Source organism: Nitrospira sp. NS4, assembly GCF_049546785.1.
GTDB lineage: Bacteria > Nitrospirota > Nitrospiria > Nitrospirales > Nitrospiraceae > Nitrospira_D.
In genome coordinates this window covers 88,187-105,793 of the sequence record NZ_JBMWAN010000004.1, presented here as the reverse complement: position 1 = coordinate 105,793, position 17,607 = coordinate 88,187, and the positions used below count along the sequence as shown (strand labels likewise).

Sequence of the window (17,607 nt, the reverse complement as noted above, 5' to 3'; positions counted from 1 at the left end):
CCGCTCCCGGATGGCATGACCACGGCGATTTCTCTAGCATTCGGTCCGGTCTCCACTGTGCGACTGCCCGTCGTTCCGGGGAATGGGGGCGATCGGCAGCGTGAAACAGACGCAGGTTCCGCGGCCGGGCGCGCTCTCCACCCAAATGTCCCCCTGATGCATCGCGACCAGGGTCTTGGTGATACAGAGGCCTAATTGGGCGCCCTGCGAGGTCGGCATCGAGGACGGCACTTTTGAAAACTCATTGAACACGTGCGGCAGGTGTTGGGCGTCGATCCCGCACCCGGTATCGGCCACGCAGGTCCGGACCATGCCCGCAGGATCGAGGGCGAATGAGACGGTCACGGTTCCGCCGGGCGGGGTGAACTTGATCGCATTGCCGATAAGATTCCAGAGAATCTGTTCCAGCTTGTCGCGGTCTCCGTGAATCTTCGGCAGGGACTCGCAGGCGTCGATGGTAAGGGTGACCTGTTTGTCCGCCGCCAGGGTCTGCAGGCTTTCGCCGGCGGTCACGGCGACTCCCGCAATGCAGACAGGCTCCGGCCGCAGGATGTCTTTCTGGGTATCCAGGCGGGACCAGTCGATGAGCTGGTTGATGATGCGGGCCAGGCGCGCCACATTGTGTTCGATCCGCGTCAGATAGGTGGTTTGCTGGCTGGTCAGGGGACCCGTCACGCCGTCGAGCATATTCTCGGCGAAACTGCGGATCGCCGTCATGGGAGTGCGCAATTCGTGGGAGACGACCGACAGGAAGGTCGAGCGCCGCCGGTCGTGTTCCTGGAGCTGGTTGTTGGCGCGCGACAGTTCCTCCGTGCGCTCGCGAATGCGCTCTTCGAGATGCTGGGTCATTTCCGAGAGGTGGGCATAGGCGCGGGCGTTGTCGATCGCGGCGGCCACATGGCTGGCGATGGTCAGGAGGATATGGAGATCGGCGTCGGTGCAGGCCTGGGCGCCACGGTCCCCGGCTAAGTACCCGAGCGTGTGATGGTGACTTTGAAGCGGGACGGCAATGAATGACGAGACGCCGATGCGTCGCAGGAGTTCCAGAACGGGCGGATGTATCCGGTCGACGGCTTCGTCGAGATGCTGGATGAGCACCGGTTCGCGGTGCAGAAAGAGGTCGGCGGTCACGCTGCCGTCCTCCTGAATGGGGATTTCGACGCGCGTGGCCATCTCGGCGATGTCAGGCGCGATCCCGGTGACGCGGGCGACGTAGGAGACATCCCGATCCTCATGGCGCAGCACCAGCACCATCCGCACGAAGCCGAGATTACCGACCAGAAGCTGCAGCACAGAGTCCAGGAGCTCGTTCATGTTCAGGGTGCTCGCAATGGCGGCGCTGGCCTGGTGGAGGGTGGTGAGCTGGCTGACCTGGATCCGGATTGTGTGGAGGCTCTCGGTAATGGCTTCGTTCCGCTCCTGGATGGACCGGGTCATGACATTGAAGAGGCCGGTCAGCTGGCCGACTTCGTCGTTCGTCGAGTACGGCAGTTGGACGGGTTCGGTTCCCTCGGCGACCTGGCGGGCCACGCCGGCCAGACTCCGCAGCGGCGTGGTAATGCGCAAGGTCAGCAGATGGGCGCCGAGGATGCCGGCACCGATAATGAGCGCGGTCAGGAGGGAGACCTTCTGGATCATGGTGAGCACGGAGGCGAGCACGAAGGCGTCGGTGAGGCCGATTTGAACGATGCCATAGACGGCCGGTCTGTCCATGCCGCCGAGTCCGGCGAGCGGATCGTCGGGGGCGAGGGCAGGGAACAGGTTGAGCGGGGTGACCGACTTCCGGAGCACCGGCAACGCGAAATCGTACAGCGTTTCGGAGAGCGTGGGGAAGGGGAAAAACCAGGAGTCGTCCGGTTCCCGGGGTTCGAGCGTGAGCCGGTCCGAGACGACGAGGGGGGTAATCTGCGGGACCGTGGCCGGCGCGCGCGCCACCCGGCGGGAGATCCCGACGTCGGGGTACAAGGGATCGGTGGAGGACCGTTCTGAGTCGGTCGCAGACCGGCGAGCGCCCTTGCTGTACTGAGCGAGGATCCGTCCGTCTGAGCCGGTGACGATCACATAGACCACTTCATCGATGGAGGCGAGCCCTTCGATGTACCGGTGGAGCGTCGTCTGGTCTTCCGCAAGCAGGCCCGCAAACCGGAAATGATCGTTGTGCGCGATATTGGTCAGGAGGATCGTGCCGAGCCGATGCAGATTGTCCACCATCACGTCGCGACGCGCAGTGACAAAGAACCAGCTCAACGTCGAACAGGCGAGGACCAGAATGAGACTGAAGAAGATCACAAATTTCGTGCGCAGGCTGACGAAGGGCCTCATCGGTGTGCCGGATGGCAGAAGCCGGGCTCCGGATGAGGCGGACTCGAGTGACATGGCGGTTAGCTCCTAATACTTCTCATCGATCATGCGTTCGAGGTCGTCGGGAAAGACAATGCTCAGAAAGTTGGCTGTCTTCTGATTCACGGTGATGTTCAGGCGCTCGATCGGCACCGGTCGTATCGGAAGCTTCTTCTCTCCGTTGAGCAGCCGTTTCACCAGCAGGCCGGTTTCCCGGCCGACATCGCTGTAGGAGACCGAAATGCTGAGGAGGGCCCCCAGCCTGGTCAGCTCCGGTGAAAATCCGATCACGGGGATATGGCGCGCCAGAGCTGATTCAAGGATGAAACGAACGGATTCTTCGGTCAAGACCGTTGAATCGGGAGCCAGCCACAGGGCCTCGGTGCTGGCGAGCAGGGCGCGCAGCTGCTGCGGCACGTCCTTCTCGCTCTCGACGGGAAATCCCTCCAGATGGATTCCGTTGGCGGCGGCCTGGGGAATGGCCTCCTTGAGGCGGGAGGGGGTCTTCCCGGGATCGTAGAGGACGCCGACTCGACGGAGGGACGGCAGAAACGAGCGGAGAATCTTGAACTGTCGTTCGCCGGGAATTTCCAGCAATGTGCCGGTCATGTTGGGGGCGGCGAGGCGATGTTTCGCAGGGTCCAGGATCATCATATAGACGATGGGGGTGTCCGGAATTTCCACCTGAGCGGCCAGAGCGGCTTTGAGCCCCACGGCCAGCACGAGGGATGCGTCGGAAGCCCTGATCCGGCGGGCCAGCTTCTTGCCGAGTTCGGGATCGCCGCGCAAATCGTATTCGACATAATTTGTGGCAGGGGGCGCGGTGACTTTGAATCCCTCGATGGCCTGGGTATAGGCCGGCAGGTCGGAGGACTTCAGGATGGCAATCTCCCCGGCCTGGGCGGTGGCGGTCGCAAGCAGGCCCAGCAGGACGAGCCACACTAGTCCCGGCCGCCATCTGATAGACGGGGGCCCGCCGCTGAGGGGGGCGCGCGCTGTGCGGGGTTTCTTTGGCATCATTGCGCAGCTGAGGCGTCGGGCCGCTCTCCCTCCCTCGTGTCCCTGCCCGTCGGCGAGGGGGATGCCATCGCGTCATGAGCGGGTGGTCGTGGCTGGACGGTGCCCAGGATGCGGACGGCGGCACCGGTGGCATCACGGAACACTTGGCCGGACCATGTGAGCCACTGGAGGGCGCCGCCGGTCCCGCACAGGCGATGGGTCAAGGTCAGGTCTGTTTGGGAGGATTGTCCCGCCGCGCGCAGCGTCGCAAGCGTCGCAGCCCGGTCGTCCTGATGGACCATGCTGAGGAATTCCTCGCGGGTCACGAGCGTGGTCCCTATGGGCCTGCCAAGCAGCTGATAGACGGTCGGGGACCAGTAGCAGCGGTCGGTGAGGAGGTCCCAATCCCAAATGCCGATTCGGGCGCTCATGAGCGCGAGCTGGATCCGTTCCTCGCTGGCCCGGAGATAGTTCCCGATCCGCTTGCGCTCCGTGATGTCGGTGGAGATGCCGCAGACGGCGTAGGGCCTGCCGGTCTCGTCACAGAGCGGAAACTTGATGGAGAGATAGTCGTGGAGCCCGTCCTGATGGGGGGCGACTTCATCGTATTCAATGGGCGCGTTGCGTTCCAACACCTGGCGATCGTTGGCGCTGAAGGCCTCGGCAATCTCCGGGGGAAAGATATCATGGTTGGTGCGGCCGACGATGCGATCGGCGGGGAGATTGAATAGCTGCTGGAATCGCCGGTTCGTGAGCAGGAATCGTCCGTCCGCCTGCTTCACGTAAATGACCGCCGTGGTATTGTCGATCACATCTTTCAAGAGGCGTTCGCTGCGGCGGAGCGCTTCTTCCATCTGTTTGCGGTCGGTAATGCTCTGCAGGGAACCGGCCATGCGGGTGGGGCGGCCCTGTTCATCCCAGACGGCCAGGCCGCGCGCGCGGAACCAGTGATACTCGCCGTGTTTTGCGAGCAGCCGATACTCCACGTCGTAGGGGTCCCGCCGTTCCAGGTGCGCGGCCAATGCGGTCAGCACGCGCTCGCGATCGTCGGGATGCAACCGGGAGGTCCAGCTCTCCAGGATGTCCGGAAATTCCTCCTCGCTATAGCCCAACATCTCGCGGACCCGGGCAGACCACCAGACCGGGGTGTCGGGATGATGCCACGGCTGGTCGGGCAGGATCTGTCCATCCCAGAATCCGTCGCTCGATCCGCGGATCACATAGGCCAGGCGGTCTTCCCGTTTCCGCAATCCCGATTCAATACGCCACCGTTTGGTCGTATCGTGAAAGACGACGACCGCTCCGGTGACGGTGTCGTCCTCCCACAGCGGGGAGCTGACATATTCGACGGGGAAGCTGGTGCCATCGCGTTTCCAAAATACTTCATGCGTGACGCGATGGATTTCGCCGTCGTGCAGGGCGGCATAGATCGGGCAGGATTCGTCAGGGTACGGGGTCCCGTCCATTCTGGTGTGGTGCAGGAGCGCATGCATGGGGCGTCCGATCAAGTCTTCTACCGAATACCCGACCATCGCGGCCGCGCGGGGGTTCACGAACGTGGCGAGCCCCTGACGGTCGATGCCGTAGATCCCTTCACCGGCCTGCGTCAGGATGAGCGAGTGGCGGCGGCGCAGCGCGTCCAGCGCCCGCTCCGTCTCCCTGCGGCGGGACACGTCGCGGATGATGCCGCTATAAAAATGGCCGGTCGCGGTTTTCCAGGTGGCCAGCGAGAGCTCGATCGGAAATTCGGTGCCGTCCTGCCTGAGTCCCTGCAACTCGACGAGCGACCCGATGAGACGGCTGGCTCCGCCCGCTTCCATACGGGCGAGGCCGGCGTTGTGCCGCGCATGATAGCGCGCCGGCATCAGCCTGGTGAGCGGTTGTCCGATCAGATCGTGGTTGTGATAGCCGAACAGCCTCGCCGCCGAATGGTTGTGCGAGAGGATGGTCCCGCGGCCGTCGGCGACCACGATCGCGTCCGTGGCCGATTCCACCAGGGAGCGGAAGCGGTCCTCGCTTTCCGTCAGCAGATGCTCGGCGCGCTGCGCTTTCACCGCCAATTCCTTCACGCCGATGGCGCGGCGGAGTGTCTGCCGCAGTTCCTCCCGATGGTACGGTTTGGTCAAATAGGCGAAGGCGCCTCGTGTCAACGATCCTACGGTCTTGTCCGTCGCGGTGCTGGCGGTGACGATGATCACGGGCAGCTGCGGGTCCAGTTGTTGGATCGTGTTGAGCAGGTCAAGGCCGTCGCCGTCCGGCAACGTCACATCGAGTAGGACGGCATTGAAATGGCTGGAGCGGAGATGGGCGAGGGCGCTGGCGCAGGAATCCGCGGTGTGGACCGCATAGCCGTCGTGGGTGAGCAGGTCGTGCAGGCCCACGACTATATCCGGATTGTCTTCTACGACGAGGACCGCATAGGATCGGGATTCACCGGCCATGGCTCCCTCAGTCAGTCCCGGCTCCGGAATAAAAAGCAGCGTGACTCACCGTTGCACGATGCGAAGGTCTTGTGCGCCACAGCACGGGATCACGAGCAGGGCGCACACCTGATGGACATACACCACCTAAGCCAACCACCCGGCTGCCGCATCGGGCATGGCGTCGGGAATGACTCCGGCCAGCGTGCCTTGTACGGTCGAGGACAGGGCATTGCGGAGGTCCAGGTTCAGTGGCGCCGGCAGGAGGGTCGTGACGCGGTCATTGGGTGAGGCTCCGGCGCGGGCGAGAGAGGCGCCCGGCTCGCGGAGGGCGAGCCCCCTGGCCGAACTCGATAGGGGTACGAGGCCGCAGGACAGACGATCAGGCGGCCATTCCTCGTTGCGAGGGTCTGTGGCGGGGAGTGGCCCCGTCATCTTGGACATTTGATGTGTCATCAGCATGATCCTTTCCGCGGGCGCGGCGATCGTCGGTGGTGACTGCCAGGACCATAAGCCACGAGAGTGCTACCAGTCCTGCCAGCAATACCCAGATGATCAGTTCCTGTGTCATGGTCTGCCCTCCTGAGTATCCGCTCTGTTCCGGAAGCAGCCGGTGGAGTCGAGGGAATAACTTCGCAAACCACATGCCATTGGTGAGGAGGCCGGTACAGAGGCGACAACCGGAGAAGGCTGAGGAAATCACAGCAGGCGGACCAGGGGCGGCCTTGATGGATCGCGAAAAGGGAACGGGCTGAATCGGAAGTGATTCGGTGCTGAATCGAAAAAGATTCGTAGGCCTGAATAGAAAGAGGCTTGGAGTTCAGCGGCTCGCTTTTGAGAGCGATTGGAGATCCCATTCGGCTACTCCATGAAGCCCGACTTGTTTCAGCAGCGCGGCGCGCATGCGCCGGAGCGGAGCGTCTGTGGGGCTGGCATCGATGAGGGTGCAGAGGCAAGCCATGGCATCGTACCAGAAACCCTTCACGGCGTTCCGCTGGACACTCTGCCTGTCACAGGTCAGGTTCACGGATGTTTCCACGAGGCAGGCGCTGAACTCGCATCGCTCAATGACCCCGCCGGCCACGATATCATTGGACGGCGAATCCGCGTTGCGAATGGCGGAGATGTACCAGCGGTATTGAATATCGGGCTCCAGGGTCAGTCCCAATTTTTTGAGGTCGAGCGACTGAATTCCTGGCTGGGTCGGGGCGGGAACCGGGCCTTCGTAAATCGGCTTGACCGCGCGGGTATCGCTGAGGGTGAACCGGAGCGGGTAGGTGGTCGGCTTCGAGAGAAACCAGTTGAGCACGGGGTTCTGTTTCACGGTGAGACCGACGTGGTCGGGAACCAGGGCGACAATTTCCGGGTCGCTCCCTTCCGTCCCGCGCAAACTGCCGCCTACCCGGGCCCGCGGCGTGAATTTCTTGGGCGGGGTGTAGATAGGGATGTCGTCGGAGGAGGCGGCCTGCTCCAGGACCGGCATGTTGGATTCGGCATGAGCAGCGGGCATCATGCCGAGAGGCACGACCGCAAGCAGTCCGCTCAATACCTGCCAGGTCATCTTGGGCACGATCCACCTTCGCGTACGGAGCAGGAGGTATGGAAGCATGTGCATCGCCTCTACTGTATCACAGGACGGCTCGGCGATTACAACCAGTTGTTCAGCAGCAGGAACGGCGACCAATAGGCCGGATGCTCATAGACCCGATCGCTCAGAAGTTTCTGCTGCGCATGCTGCAGCGCGACCGCTTTCGACCGCGACGGGTCGCGCAGCTCACGGTAGAACTCGGCCATCAGGGCGGCCGACGCTTCGTCGTTGATGAACCACAGGGTGGCCAGCGCGCTGCGGGCTCCGGCCTTGATCGCGACCCCGGCCAGTCCGAGGGCGGCGCGATCATCCCCGATCCCGGTTTGACAGGCGCTCAACGTCAGGAGTTCAAGCGGGTCATCCCGGAAGCGGAAGAGGCCGATGAGTTGGTCCAGTTTGTTCATGGTCAGCCGGCCATCGAAGGTCAGGAGAAAGGAATCGTTGGCGTCGGTCGAGAACTTCCCATGGGTGGCGATGTGCAAGATCCCATATCGTCCCGCACGCAACTCCTGTTCCAGTTTGGCGGTGAGAAAGTCCTGGTTGAGGAGTTGATCGCTGGCGTAGAGCGTATGAATCGAATCCATTTCCTCCGCCACGTAGGGGAGAGGGGGGAAACCCTGGACCCCTTTGGTGAGTCCGGTGGCCAGGAAGCGAATCTTCTCCCGATTCAACGGGTGGGGATCCGTCAGCGTAATACCGGGGGTCAGGGCCACCGCAAACTTTTGAATGAGGAATTCGCTTCCGTCGTGCAGGGCTGCCAGGGGAATGGTGCGAAGCGCCCCGTCCGGGACAAAGACCAGCGTGTGAATCTGCAAGCGGGTCAGCTCGGCCTCGATCGGGCGCACAAGCCAGTCATAGAGCCGTTGGGCATGAGGGAGATATTCCCTGGTCGTCCGCTTCTCGACTGTGCGGCGGAAGGCGCGCACTTCCTGCGACAATGTCACGGCAGGCACTGGGACGGAGATCCGCGTCATGCCGGTCGGCAGGCTGACGAGCATGTCCAGGCGGTCCGCGAACAGGATCGGATAGATCACCGCCGTGGTCGGCGAGAGGGTGTCCAGCCTGGCGATGCGGGCCTGGAGCGCATCGACGCAATCGTCCCTGAAGTACTCCCGCAGCTCGACCGCCTTGAAGGCCTCGATAGCGTCGCGCGCGGCCAGGAGATCGGTCTGCGCAGCCGGGGGATCCTTGGTCAATCCGGCGCGCTGGAGCAGCAGATCCGCGAGTTCAACAAACAGGGGGCGCACTGACTCCTGGTCCTGGCTCGAGGCGTTATAGGAGGCGCGGGCCACCTCCGGTCTGATGGGTTGCAAGGTGGCCGCGGCCTGCCGGTAGGACGCGATGGCCTCGTCGAGGTGACGGCTCGACGCCTGCAGGCGGCCCAGCTGCCATTGCCAACGATAGAGAGATTCCGGCGCGCCGGCGGATTGGGCCGCAAACACCGCGCGGCGGGTCAACCGCAGAGCCTCGTCCGTCCGATATTCCGTTTCATACAGATGCCCGAGATAGCCGAGCCCGTAGGACAAGCTCCGCATATCGCCCAATTGCTCGGACAGCGCCACCGATTCCTGCAGGACTCCGGCGGCGCGGAGCAGCAACGGGGCGCTGATGGCAGGCAGGAGCGCGGGGAGTTGCCCGTACCCCAAGCCGATATTGATCAAGCCGACAGCCTTGTCGTGGGAAGGAGGCAGCTCCCATATCTGCTCGAACGCGTGATCCAGGAAGAGGCGGCTGCCCTGCGGCTTTCCGAGGCGCAGTTCCGCGCGCGCCGCGTTGATCTGCGCGGTGATCGCGACCAGAGGCAGCCGGGCATCCTGCGCGATCGTCGCGCTTTCCTGAAAGGACGCGAGGGCCTCCCGGTCCTGGCGCCGGATGGCCTGAAGCACGCCCAGGTCGTTCAACGTGGCGGCGGCAAGCGAAGGGGAGTTATGGCGGCGGGCCAGCTCCAGCGCCTCATTCAATCGTTCAGCGGCCTCGGCGAGTTGCCGGGCGGCGAGGTAGGTGCGTCCGAGATGAGCCAGGACGCCTGCCATCACCAGCGGGTCGCCGTGCTTCTGTGAGAGGACGAGCGCCAGATCGAGCTGGAGCAGCGCCTGTGAGGTTTGGCCGAGGGTCTGCGCGGCCCGGGCGGACAACGTGAGCGCCTCGATCTGGTCCCCGGTCTTCCCGTCACGCTCATAGAGCCGGGCGGCCTCTTTCCATGCGGCGAGGGCCTGCTCAAACGCCCCGCGTTGATAGGCTTGCGCTCCCTGCTGCATCAGGGCCTCAGGAGAAGGGGCGACCGCGGCAAACGTGCCGGAGGTCCGGGTCAGTATCAGACTGGTCAGGGCGAGGAGGACGAGGAGGAGCCTGGATAATGTCGAGGTCATCGCATGAAACTGACGCATGGGGTGTGCCTCGATTCCCGTTAGAAAACGTTGACCACCAGGCCCAGGTGTACGCCCTGATCCTGAATGCTGTTCCCGACCTTCGGCACATGATTGAGTTGCTGGCCCCAATAGACTTCGAAGCTCGCCCGATCCTTCGGCAGGATGTTCCACCGGAGCCCGACGCCCGCGCTGGCGAGGGTGTCGGGCAGGTTGGGGTTCGGGGTAATCGGGGACGGGCGGTTCTCGCCGAGGCTCCATCCGTGCCCGACGTCCACGAAGGGCGCCAATTGCACCAGCGGTTCGCCGCTGGCCCAACGGAGCAATGGAAAGCGCGCCTCGACCGACGCGATGAACATGTTATCCCGCAGGATCGTCACCTCGCGGTAGCCCCGCACCGAATACCGTCCGCCCAGCGCGACCTGCTCGAGCGGAAACAGCGGCGAGTTGGTCAGCTGCAGATCCATGCGGCCGAGGAGCTGCATGCCGAGGAGGTCCTCGCCGAATTGCTTGATCCCCTGAAACTGCCCCAACCAGGAGAAGAATTGCCCGTCCGGCGTGTCGGAGTCGGAATTGATCGTCGCCCCAAGGACGTTCAGGCCGAAGCTGAATCGTGAGCGGAGCGCCAGCACCGTGTCGACCGTGCGGTGGGTCCAGTCCTGCGCGAAGCGGAGAGCGGACACCGTGGCGGCGCCGTTCTGAAATCCGGGGAAACTATTGAGCGGCATCTCGTCCGGGGTGCCGTGAAAGAGAAAGGATTGCGTAAACAGGTGCTCGCCGATGATCGAGAGCGCGATCTCATCGGTGACGGTCCGATAGATCGGGTGGCGTAGGGTCATCCCGATGATTTCCGTGTTGGTTTTAATGTTCAGCGGATCCCACGGCGACTCGACCAGTTTGAAGTCGTAGCGTCGGTAGTAGGGCGAAAAGCTGGTCCCGTAGCGGTTCAACGGGAGTTCGTAGGATCCATACACGATCGGAAGCGCGCCGCTCGACTGGCCATAACTCAGGCTGAGCGGGTCGCCGTGCCCGGTCAGGTTGTCGTGGGTCAACGTGCCGATTCCGCGTATCTCGCCGACGAGGGGTGTCTGGTAGTTGCTCACTTCCAGGGAGGCATGGAACGGCTGGCGATCCGTCACGCGCACATTCAGCACGCTCTCGCCGCGTTCGTCGCCGGGGCGCAGTTCCGCGTTGACGCGCTCGATCCGGCGATCCTGCTGCAAGAGCTGCAGCTGTTCCTGCAAGGGTGCAAGGGTAACCGGGGTCTGCACGCCGAGTTCCAGACGATCGTGGAGGTAGGAAGACCTGAACCAGCGGTTGCCCTCGACGTTGATCTGCGTCAGCTTGCCTTCGATGATCTGGATCGTGATGACGCCTGCGACCACGTCCTGATCGGGGATGATCGCGCCGGATGTCAGGTAGCCGTTGTTGACGTAGAGGAGGGTCAGCGCCAAGCGGAGCCGTTCAAGATCCTCCGTCACCAGCGTCCGGTTCTTATAGGGGTCGGTGATTGCGGCGATCTCGGCCTCCGGGAAGACCGTGTTGCCGACGACCCGCACATCGCGCACGAAGACCCTGGCGGCGCCGGGCTGTCTCTGTATCTCGCCCTCCGGGGGGACGGGGACAATCGGAAGGACGGGACGCGGAGGCGGCTGCGGACGTACATACTCTTCCTCTAACGGGCCCAGCGGTTGACCTGATCGGCCTGTCGGATCGAACGGAGGAATCGGATCGATCGGAGGAAGTTGTGCAAAGGTTGGAGGATCTGCCAGTACCGTACACATTATTAAACCAATCGCACTCAAGTGGTGTCGTCCGAATCGTAGGAAATGTCCCTCCCCAGGATCCTCCTTGTCATTAATCATGATGAACAGCCCACCGACCCTTCTACGGCAAAGGACCGAATCAGGAAGCCCGGTGGGGCGATCTGCCGCAAGGAGAGGTGGGGAGTCTTCCCTGGCTGGTTGTTCATGCGTGCTCCTGTGCCGCTTTCTCGCTATGCACCGTCTCTTTACACCACGCAGGTGCCTGAGTCGCATCCGGGCAAATCCACTGGACAAGCGCCGTCACCCTACTTTCAGGCCGCGAGGCGGAGGTGGCGCCTGAGTCGCATCTGGACAAATCCACTGGACAATGTTTGAAACCACGCGTTCTTCTATGTCTTCGGGTGGTTTCCCGGGTTCTGGTCTCGATTTCCCATCGTAGGTTCCTCTAACCTGAGCAAACAATCGACCGCCGAGCGGCAAATCATGGGGATCAAGGTCGATCTGTTTCACGGCACCTTGTTCGCACATAAGAAGGTCCCATCGTCCATCCTCAGTCCCGAGATACAACTTCCAGCTCTTGACCGCCCCTTTGGGATCACTGTCCCACCGAACCGTCAGTTTCTTTGAATAATCCAGTACGGTTCCATTAGGTGGATCACTAATGAATACAGCTGGCATCTCACACCTCCTGGTCAGCCTAGTTGGGAAAAGCCCCTGTATTGATGAACCATTGCCATAGTGATTCAGAAGCCCGCAGGTCATCGATTGGATCGTGGGTCCTCATGAAGTACCACTAGGCCACAACTGTAAATTGTGTCGATGTGCCATCATTCCATGAGCCATCAGCTTTCTGATACTTTGGTGTAACCCACAAAGTTGCCCCAATCGGCAGGGCGGCATCCGGGATATTTGTATCAGTGATGATGTTGCTGCCGGTGTCTTGAATGGGGTTCTGTGTTTTGTATTTCTCTCCCCCACCTGCGTTTTGGCCAATCCAAATGACCCACTTCGTGGCATTGACTGCCGCGTGCAATCCATGAGAATTTTGCCATTTGAAGGTATAAAGTGGCCCGCCCCCATGACCGCCTTTACTATAGTTTTGCTTCTCTGCCGGATCGCTTGAAGGGCTCGTTGCAAACTTTGGTGCCATAGTTGTTCCCCCTTTTTTATTATGCCCACGTATTGAATGACCGTGGTTTGCGTTAAGGCTATGAGTCACACCCATTGGCTTCACTCTGGGCAAACGCTCGGGTCAAAAACCCCGGCGGGGCGATCTGCCGCAGGGAGAGGAGGGGCCTTTCCTCCTGTGGGTCGTTCAGGCTCGTGTGCGTGCCTCCTTGGGTTAACGTGCCGTCGCCAAACTCGCTCGACAGGGCCAAGGGGGTCGAGAGCCAGCTGCCAGGCTCGGCCGGCAGGCTGTCCCGTCCCGCCACGGTGAGGCTGCTGAGCTCGCCGCTGGCCAGGGCCGCACAGCGCTGACTCAGGAGCGATGTGACGATCAAGGGCTTTTGCGAGAGCGGGTTGATCTTGCCGCTGGCCGGGGAGTTTGGCGACTGAATCGTTACGGTGCCGTTCACGCCGAATTGCGAGGAGGCGCTGACAGTGCTGATTGCATCGGGCAGATAGAGCCCTCCGTTGGTGATGTTGATGGAGATCACGCCACCCTGGCCCTGGCTGGCTCGAGCGAGGATCTGGCTGTTCGTCAGAATTACGTATTGAGGATCGATCGTGATGTTGCCGCCAACCGTCGTCAAGGATCCCTGCACCGAGGCGTCGAGTTGGCTGTTGGTGAGCTGCACCATATCGGTCGCCAGTACCGTGATGTTTCCTCCACTGGCATCAGTGTCCGGTGCCGTGGCTCGCGTGGTCACTGCACTGTTCGTGCTTGTATAGTTGTGTCCCGCGTTGATGAGGATGTTCCCGGCATCGCCGGGTCCGCTGCTGCTGGCCGTGATGAGCGAGCCGTTGTCCAGCGTGACCGATTGCCCGGCGGTAATGGTGATGTCGCCGCCTGTGGCTTGCGTGGCCGTACTGCTCACCGTGCCGGCGTTGCTTGCGAAGGTGCTGTCAGCACCGATCGTGATCGAGCCGCCGGCTCCAGCTCCAGTGCTCGCGGCAGTGATGAGCGCGCCGTTGTTCAGCCGGACTTGATTTGCGTGCACCGTGATCGTGCCGCCGGTGGCTTCTGGAACGCTGCCGGAGGTCGTCGCCGACAGCATTCCTCCGTTCTGGAGGGTGACCGAGTTGGCCGCGATGTTGATGTTGCCGCCTGCGCCGGTGCCTTGCGTCTCCGTCAATATGCCGCTGTTGATTCCGTCAATTGTGACCGTATTTGCTTTGGTGCCTGCTCCGGCCTGCCCTTCAATCGTCACACTGCCGGCATTGCCGACCGGGGACTGACCTGAATCACCGATAATGCTGCTACTTGTCAGCTGGCTACCTTCACTGAGATTCAGATTGGCCGTGCGGATTGTAACTGATCCAGCATTGCCCTTCGATGGATCGCCCGGATAGCGCGAGTCTGTAGTAGAGGAAATCTTACTGTGGTTCATCAGGGTCACTGTAGGCGCGGAGACAATAACGGATCCGGCATTGCCAATGGCGTAGTCCGTGACGAACTCATCAGGAATGTTGCTCTCACTACGGCTTGTGAGAATGCCCTGCGAGAGGATGACCTCTTTCCCCGCATTGATCGTGATGGTGCCCGCATCGCCCGGACTAAAGAGGGATGAGGTTGTGATCTGACTGCCTCCGGAAAGGCTGAGCGTTTGAGTTTCTACTAGGATATTGCCTGCGGCTCCGCCTTCCCCCTCATCATTGCCGTTCGACGTACTTGAGAGTGCGCTTCCTCCAGCTAATGAGACGGTTTGGGCCTTGGTCCCGCTTCCTCCAAGCCCTTGCACGGTAATGCTGCCTGCGGGGCCGGGACCTTGGGTTGATGTCTGGATCACACTCATGTCGGTGAGGCTCAAGGTGTTTGTATTCAGTTCGATAGTGCCGGCGTGGCCAGGGCCATTAGTTGTGGCAAGGAGAGCGCTCCCTTGTGTGAGGGTGATCAGTGGTGCCGTGAGATTAAGTTGGCCCCCATTACCGAGACTTGGTGTTCCCAGTGATGATTGGCTATTGCTGTAGATGGTGGAATTCGAGAGAGCAATCGAGTCGGTTGCGTAGAGTGTCACTGTGCCGCCGTCGCCTGGACTTCCTGACGTGCTGCTGTTGATCGTTGCGCCACTCTGAAGCACAATCTGATCCGCCTGCACTGTGATAGTGCCGCCGGTGGCGGAGGGGGCTGTGCCGGCCGTGGCAGCCGAAAGGGTGCCGCCGTTCTGGAGCGTGACCGAGTTGGCGTTGATGTTGATGTTGCCACCTGCGCCGGTGCCCGAGGTGGTCGTGAAGATGCCGCTTCCCGAGCCGTCGATCAGGATGGATTGCGCTGGGCTCGCCGTGCCTTGCAAGGTGATGTTCCCCGCCGCACCGGAGCCGAAGGTGCTGCTGTTGATCTGCGCGCCACCGGAAATCTCCACCGTGCCCGCGTATACCGACACGGTACCTGCATCTCCTGTAGCAAAGGGACTGCTAAATGTGAAGATGCCGCTTGAGATGGTACTGCCGTTCTGATCAACACCCTGTCCCGAGAGGCTAAGTCGATCCGTCGCTACGATTGTCACATCGCCGCCTCGGCCCGCGTCTTGTTCGGTGGAGCTCACGACTTGGCTGCCGCCGCTGATTGAAATAGTGTCGGCGGTTAATGTGATTGGTCCCCCTGCACCTGGCCCGATAGTTCGTGTGGAAATGACGCTGACGTCAGAAAGTGAGATCGAGTGTGCGGTGATCGCGAGCGAGCCGACGTCGCCAAAATTGGTGTCAACTATGATCCCGCTTCCTCCTGAGAGTGTCACATTATTGCTAGCCGCAATGGAAATTTTTGGTGCCTCGGTGCCACCAAGGTCGAAAAAAGCATCATTTCTGATTCTTGCTCCCTGCTCCATAAGCAAGTTGTTCGTTGTGATGGAAATGCTTCCCGTGCCGTTGAATCCATTGTTTACGTTGAATATGCCGCTTGACGACGATGGGTCTGAAGGATTAGGCCGACCTGTGAGCCAAATGAGGTCCGAAGCGTTGACAGTGATTGAACCGGAGGGAGCTGCGTCACTTCCACTCGTAAGGATCTGCCCCCCTGCTCGGGCTGTGAGATTGCGAACATTCAGGTTGATATCGCCAGCCAAACCGTCGGAGTTCGTAGAGGTCCTAATTAGTCCTCCATCAAGCAATACTGAACCCGAGGGAGCTTGAATGTTTATGGCTCCGCTATTGCCGCTCGAATTGCTATCGCTCAAAAGGCGGCTTGGATTTCCTGAGGAATCAACTCCCTGGAGAGTTAGTGATTGCGACACGGTGAGATTGATATTCCCGGCAGCGCCGCCACCCTGGCTGGTCGTTGCGATTAAGGAGCCATCATTCAGTTGCACAGTATTTGCGTTGAGCGTTATGTCTCCAGATGATGTAGCACCACTCGTTTCCGCTGCGATCACACTCCCGTTATTGAGGATGACACTGTCAGCTTGCGCAGGGGTTGCAGCAGTTGTGAGCACGGCATTGTCCACTGAAATGACAAATTGTCCGCCGCGAATGGAGACCGTGTTCGCGCCGCTGACATTGATAGTTGAGCCTGGCGCCAGCGTGACCGATCCAAAGGAGGTAAAGGATGACCCATTCACGTTTGGCAGCGGCTGGAGTGTCGCGGCATCGAACTCTCCGGGCGATGCGGCACTGGCCAGTTGAATCTTGCCGTTCGGTGCGGAGAGTCGAGCGGGTTGAACCGTTCCATTTTCCGGTGTGCCGGATTGAATCGAGACGTTCCCGCCGACCAGGGAAATGCCTGTTCCTTCCGTTACCGTGAACTGGCTGCCTTGAACGGTAATCGCACCTGGATTTGATCCCAAGAAGCCGAACGCGGCGACGGGGGAGGGAGTTAACAACGCATCGGCGGTCGCGTTAGGGGTTGCATTGAATCGCACCCCATCGGCCAGTCGGAGATAATCAGCACTCGTGAAGGCGACCATCCCGCCGACGTTCACTGTGGCATTGGGGCCGAACAAAAAGCCGGCCGGATTCATTAAGAAGAGATTCGCGCTGCCGAAGCCGGTGGTTTGGATGGTCCCAAAGATGTTCGAGATATTGCCGCCCGTGACGCGACCAAGAATATTGGATGTGGCAAGGCCGGAGTCATTAAGGAAGTTGGCGATGTTGTTATTCGGAACGTTGAAGTTGCCGAAGCTGTGAAACAGATTGGCCCCACCTCCGGGTCTCGTGCCACCGGTGATGTTGTATTGGGTTTGTCCAGAGGGAAGCGTGACTGGCGCGCTGACCTGGGTGTTCAGACCTGAGGAGGTGATGGGAGGTGCCACCTGTCCGAACGCAACTACTGAGGGCAGCAGCAAAAGCAGCAACTGCGCTGCCATCAGACTACGCATCAGCACAATTAAAGGTTTCATGTGGCGCCCTTCTGGAGCCTCAAGGACTCGAACAGCACTGGTTCTGTTGAGTAGGGGAAAGGTGTCAGGACATTTTTCCCGCGTTATGGGACTGGCAGCTAAGGAAGTGGTCAGATTCTGAGAAGGGAGAAGAAGGGGGGGTATCATGCGAACCTGAGAGCCCATCCGTGGCATCTCCTTGTCTCGCATTCGACCGATCCGGTCGTGGACTGCGTGCCACCTACCACTCAGTATCTTGTAGCTAGGCTTTTGCTGGCAATTTGGCAATAACCCTTTTGGGTAGGGTCGATCTGCCCTAGTAGAACACAGCCAGAGCGCAGCCCTCCCCCAAGATATTCCGGTTGGGCACCATTGCTTGCATTCCCATGTCCTTCAGGTCTCCCCGGCGTTTCCATTACAGAAACGCTGACTGCTGACGGAGGAGGCCTGGTGGAGTCCTGTGGGCATCGCCCGTTTTGCTGCTGTCTGTTTAGGCTCTCACTGGTTGTCTGAGCCCAGGCAAATGAGCGATGGCCTCGTTTTGATATGTCCTTACTCTAGGGTCCTCATGTCCCCCTGAAGGGTATTGAAGGGGCCGCGGCTCCATGAAGGTTGGACCCGCGGCTCCCGTGCCCTCGGTGTGGGGGCGACACT

Annotated in this window: 10 protein-coding genes; all 10 read right to left on the bottom strand. The window is 61.0% G+C overall.

Annotated features, from left to right (window positions below):
- Positions 1-33: 33 nt before the first annotated feature.
- On the bottom strand, positions 34-2,376 hold the full coding sequence (locus tag ACO9S2_RS12415; protein ID WP_423722659.1) for an ATP-binding protein: 2,343 nt from the start codon (positions 2,374-2,376) through the stop codon (positions 34-36).
- Between the two features lie 12 nt (positions 2,377-2,388).
- A complete protein-coding gene (locus ACO9S2_RS12410) occupies positions 2,389-3,282 on the bottom strand; it encodes an ABC transporter substrate-binding protein (protein ID WP_423722657.1) in 894 nt (297 codons plus the stop codon).
- A gap of 74 nt (positions 3,283-3,356) precedes the next feature.
- A complete protein-coding gene (locus tag ACO9S2_RS12405) occupies positions 3,357-5,780 on the bottom strand; it encodes a PAS domain S-box protein (protein ID WP_423722655.1) in 2,424 nt (807 codons plus the stop codon).
- A 126-nt stretch (positions 5,781-5,906) separates the two neighbouring features.
- Positions 5,907-6,215 carry a hypothetical protein gene (locus ACO9S2_RS12400; protein WP_423722654.1) on the bottom strand — a complete coding sequence of 103 codons (309 nt, stop codon included), beginning with the start codon at positions 6,213-6,215 and terminating at the stop codon, positions 5,907-5,909.
- Positions 6,216-6,579: 364 nt separating this feature from the next.
- Positions 6,580-7,320 (bottom strand): DUF928 domain-containing protein, encoded by a 741-nt coding sequence (locus ACO9S2_RS12395; protein ID WP_423723109.1) that lies wholly within the window; start codon positions 7,318-7,320, stop codon positions 6,580-6,582.
- Between the two features lie 86 nt (positions 7,321-7,406).
- The gene (locus ACO9S2_RS12390; RefSeq protein ID WP_423722652.1) at positions 7,407-9,734 is read right to left on the bottom strand and encodes a CHAT domain-containing protein; all 2,328 of its coding nucleotides are present in this window, start codon (positions 9,732-9,734) and stop codon (positions 7,407-7,409) included.
- Between the two features lie 20 nt (positions 9,735-9,754).
- Positions 9,755-11,281: a ShlB/FhaC/HecB family hemolysin secretion/activation protein gene (locus ACO9S2_RS12385; RefSeq protein ID WP_423722650.1), complete on the bottom strand. Its 1,527-nt coding sequence runs from the start codon at positions 11,279-11,281 to the stop codon at positions 9,755-9,757.
- Between the two features lie 498 nt (positions 11,282-11,779).
- Positions 11,780-12,157, bottom strand: coding sequence for a hypothetical protein (locus ACO9S2_RS12380; RefSeq protein WP_423722649.1), 378 nt, complete (start codon positions 12,155-12,157; stop codon positions 11,780-11,782).
- Between the two features lie 115 nt (positions 12,158-12,272).
- Positions 12,273-12,629 carry a hypothetical protein gene (locus ACO9S2_RS12375; RefSeq protein ID WP_423722647.1) on the bottom strand — a complete coding sequence of 119 codons (357 nt, stop codon included), beginning with the start codon at positions 12,627-12,629 and terminating at the stop codon, positions 12,273-12,275.
- Between the two features lie 58 nt (positions 12,630-12,687).
- The gene (locus ACO9S2_RS12370; protein WP_423722646.1) at positions 12,688-16,974 is read right to left on the bottom strand and encodes a beta strand repeat-containing protein; all 4,287 of its coding nucleotides are present in this window, start codon (positions 16,972-16,974) and stop codon (positions 12,688-12,690) included.
- Positions 16,975-17,607 lie beyond the last annotated feature (633 nt).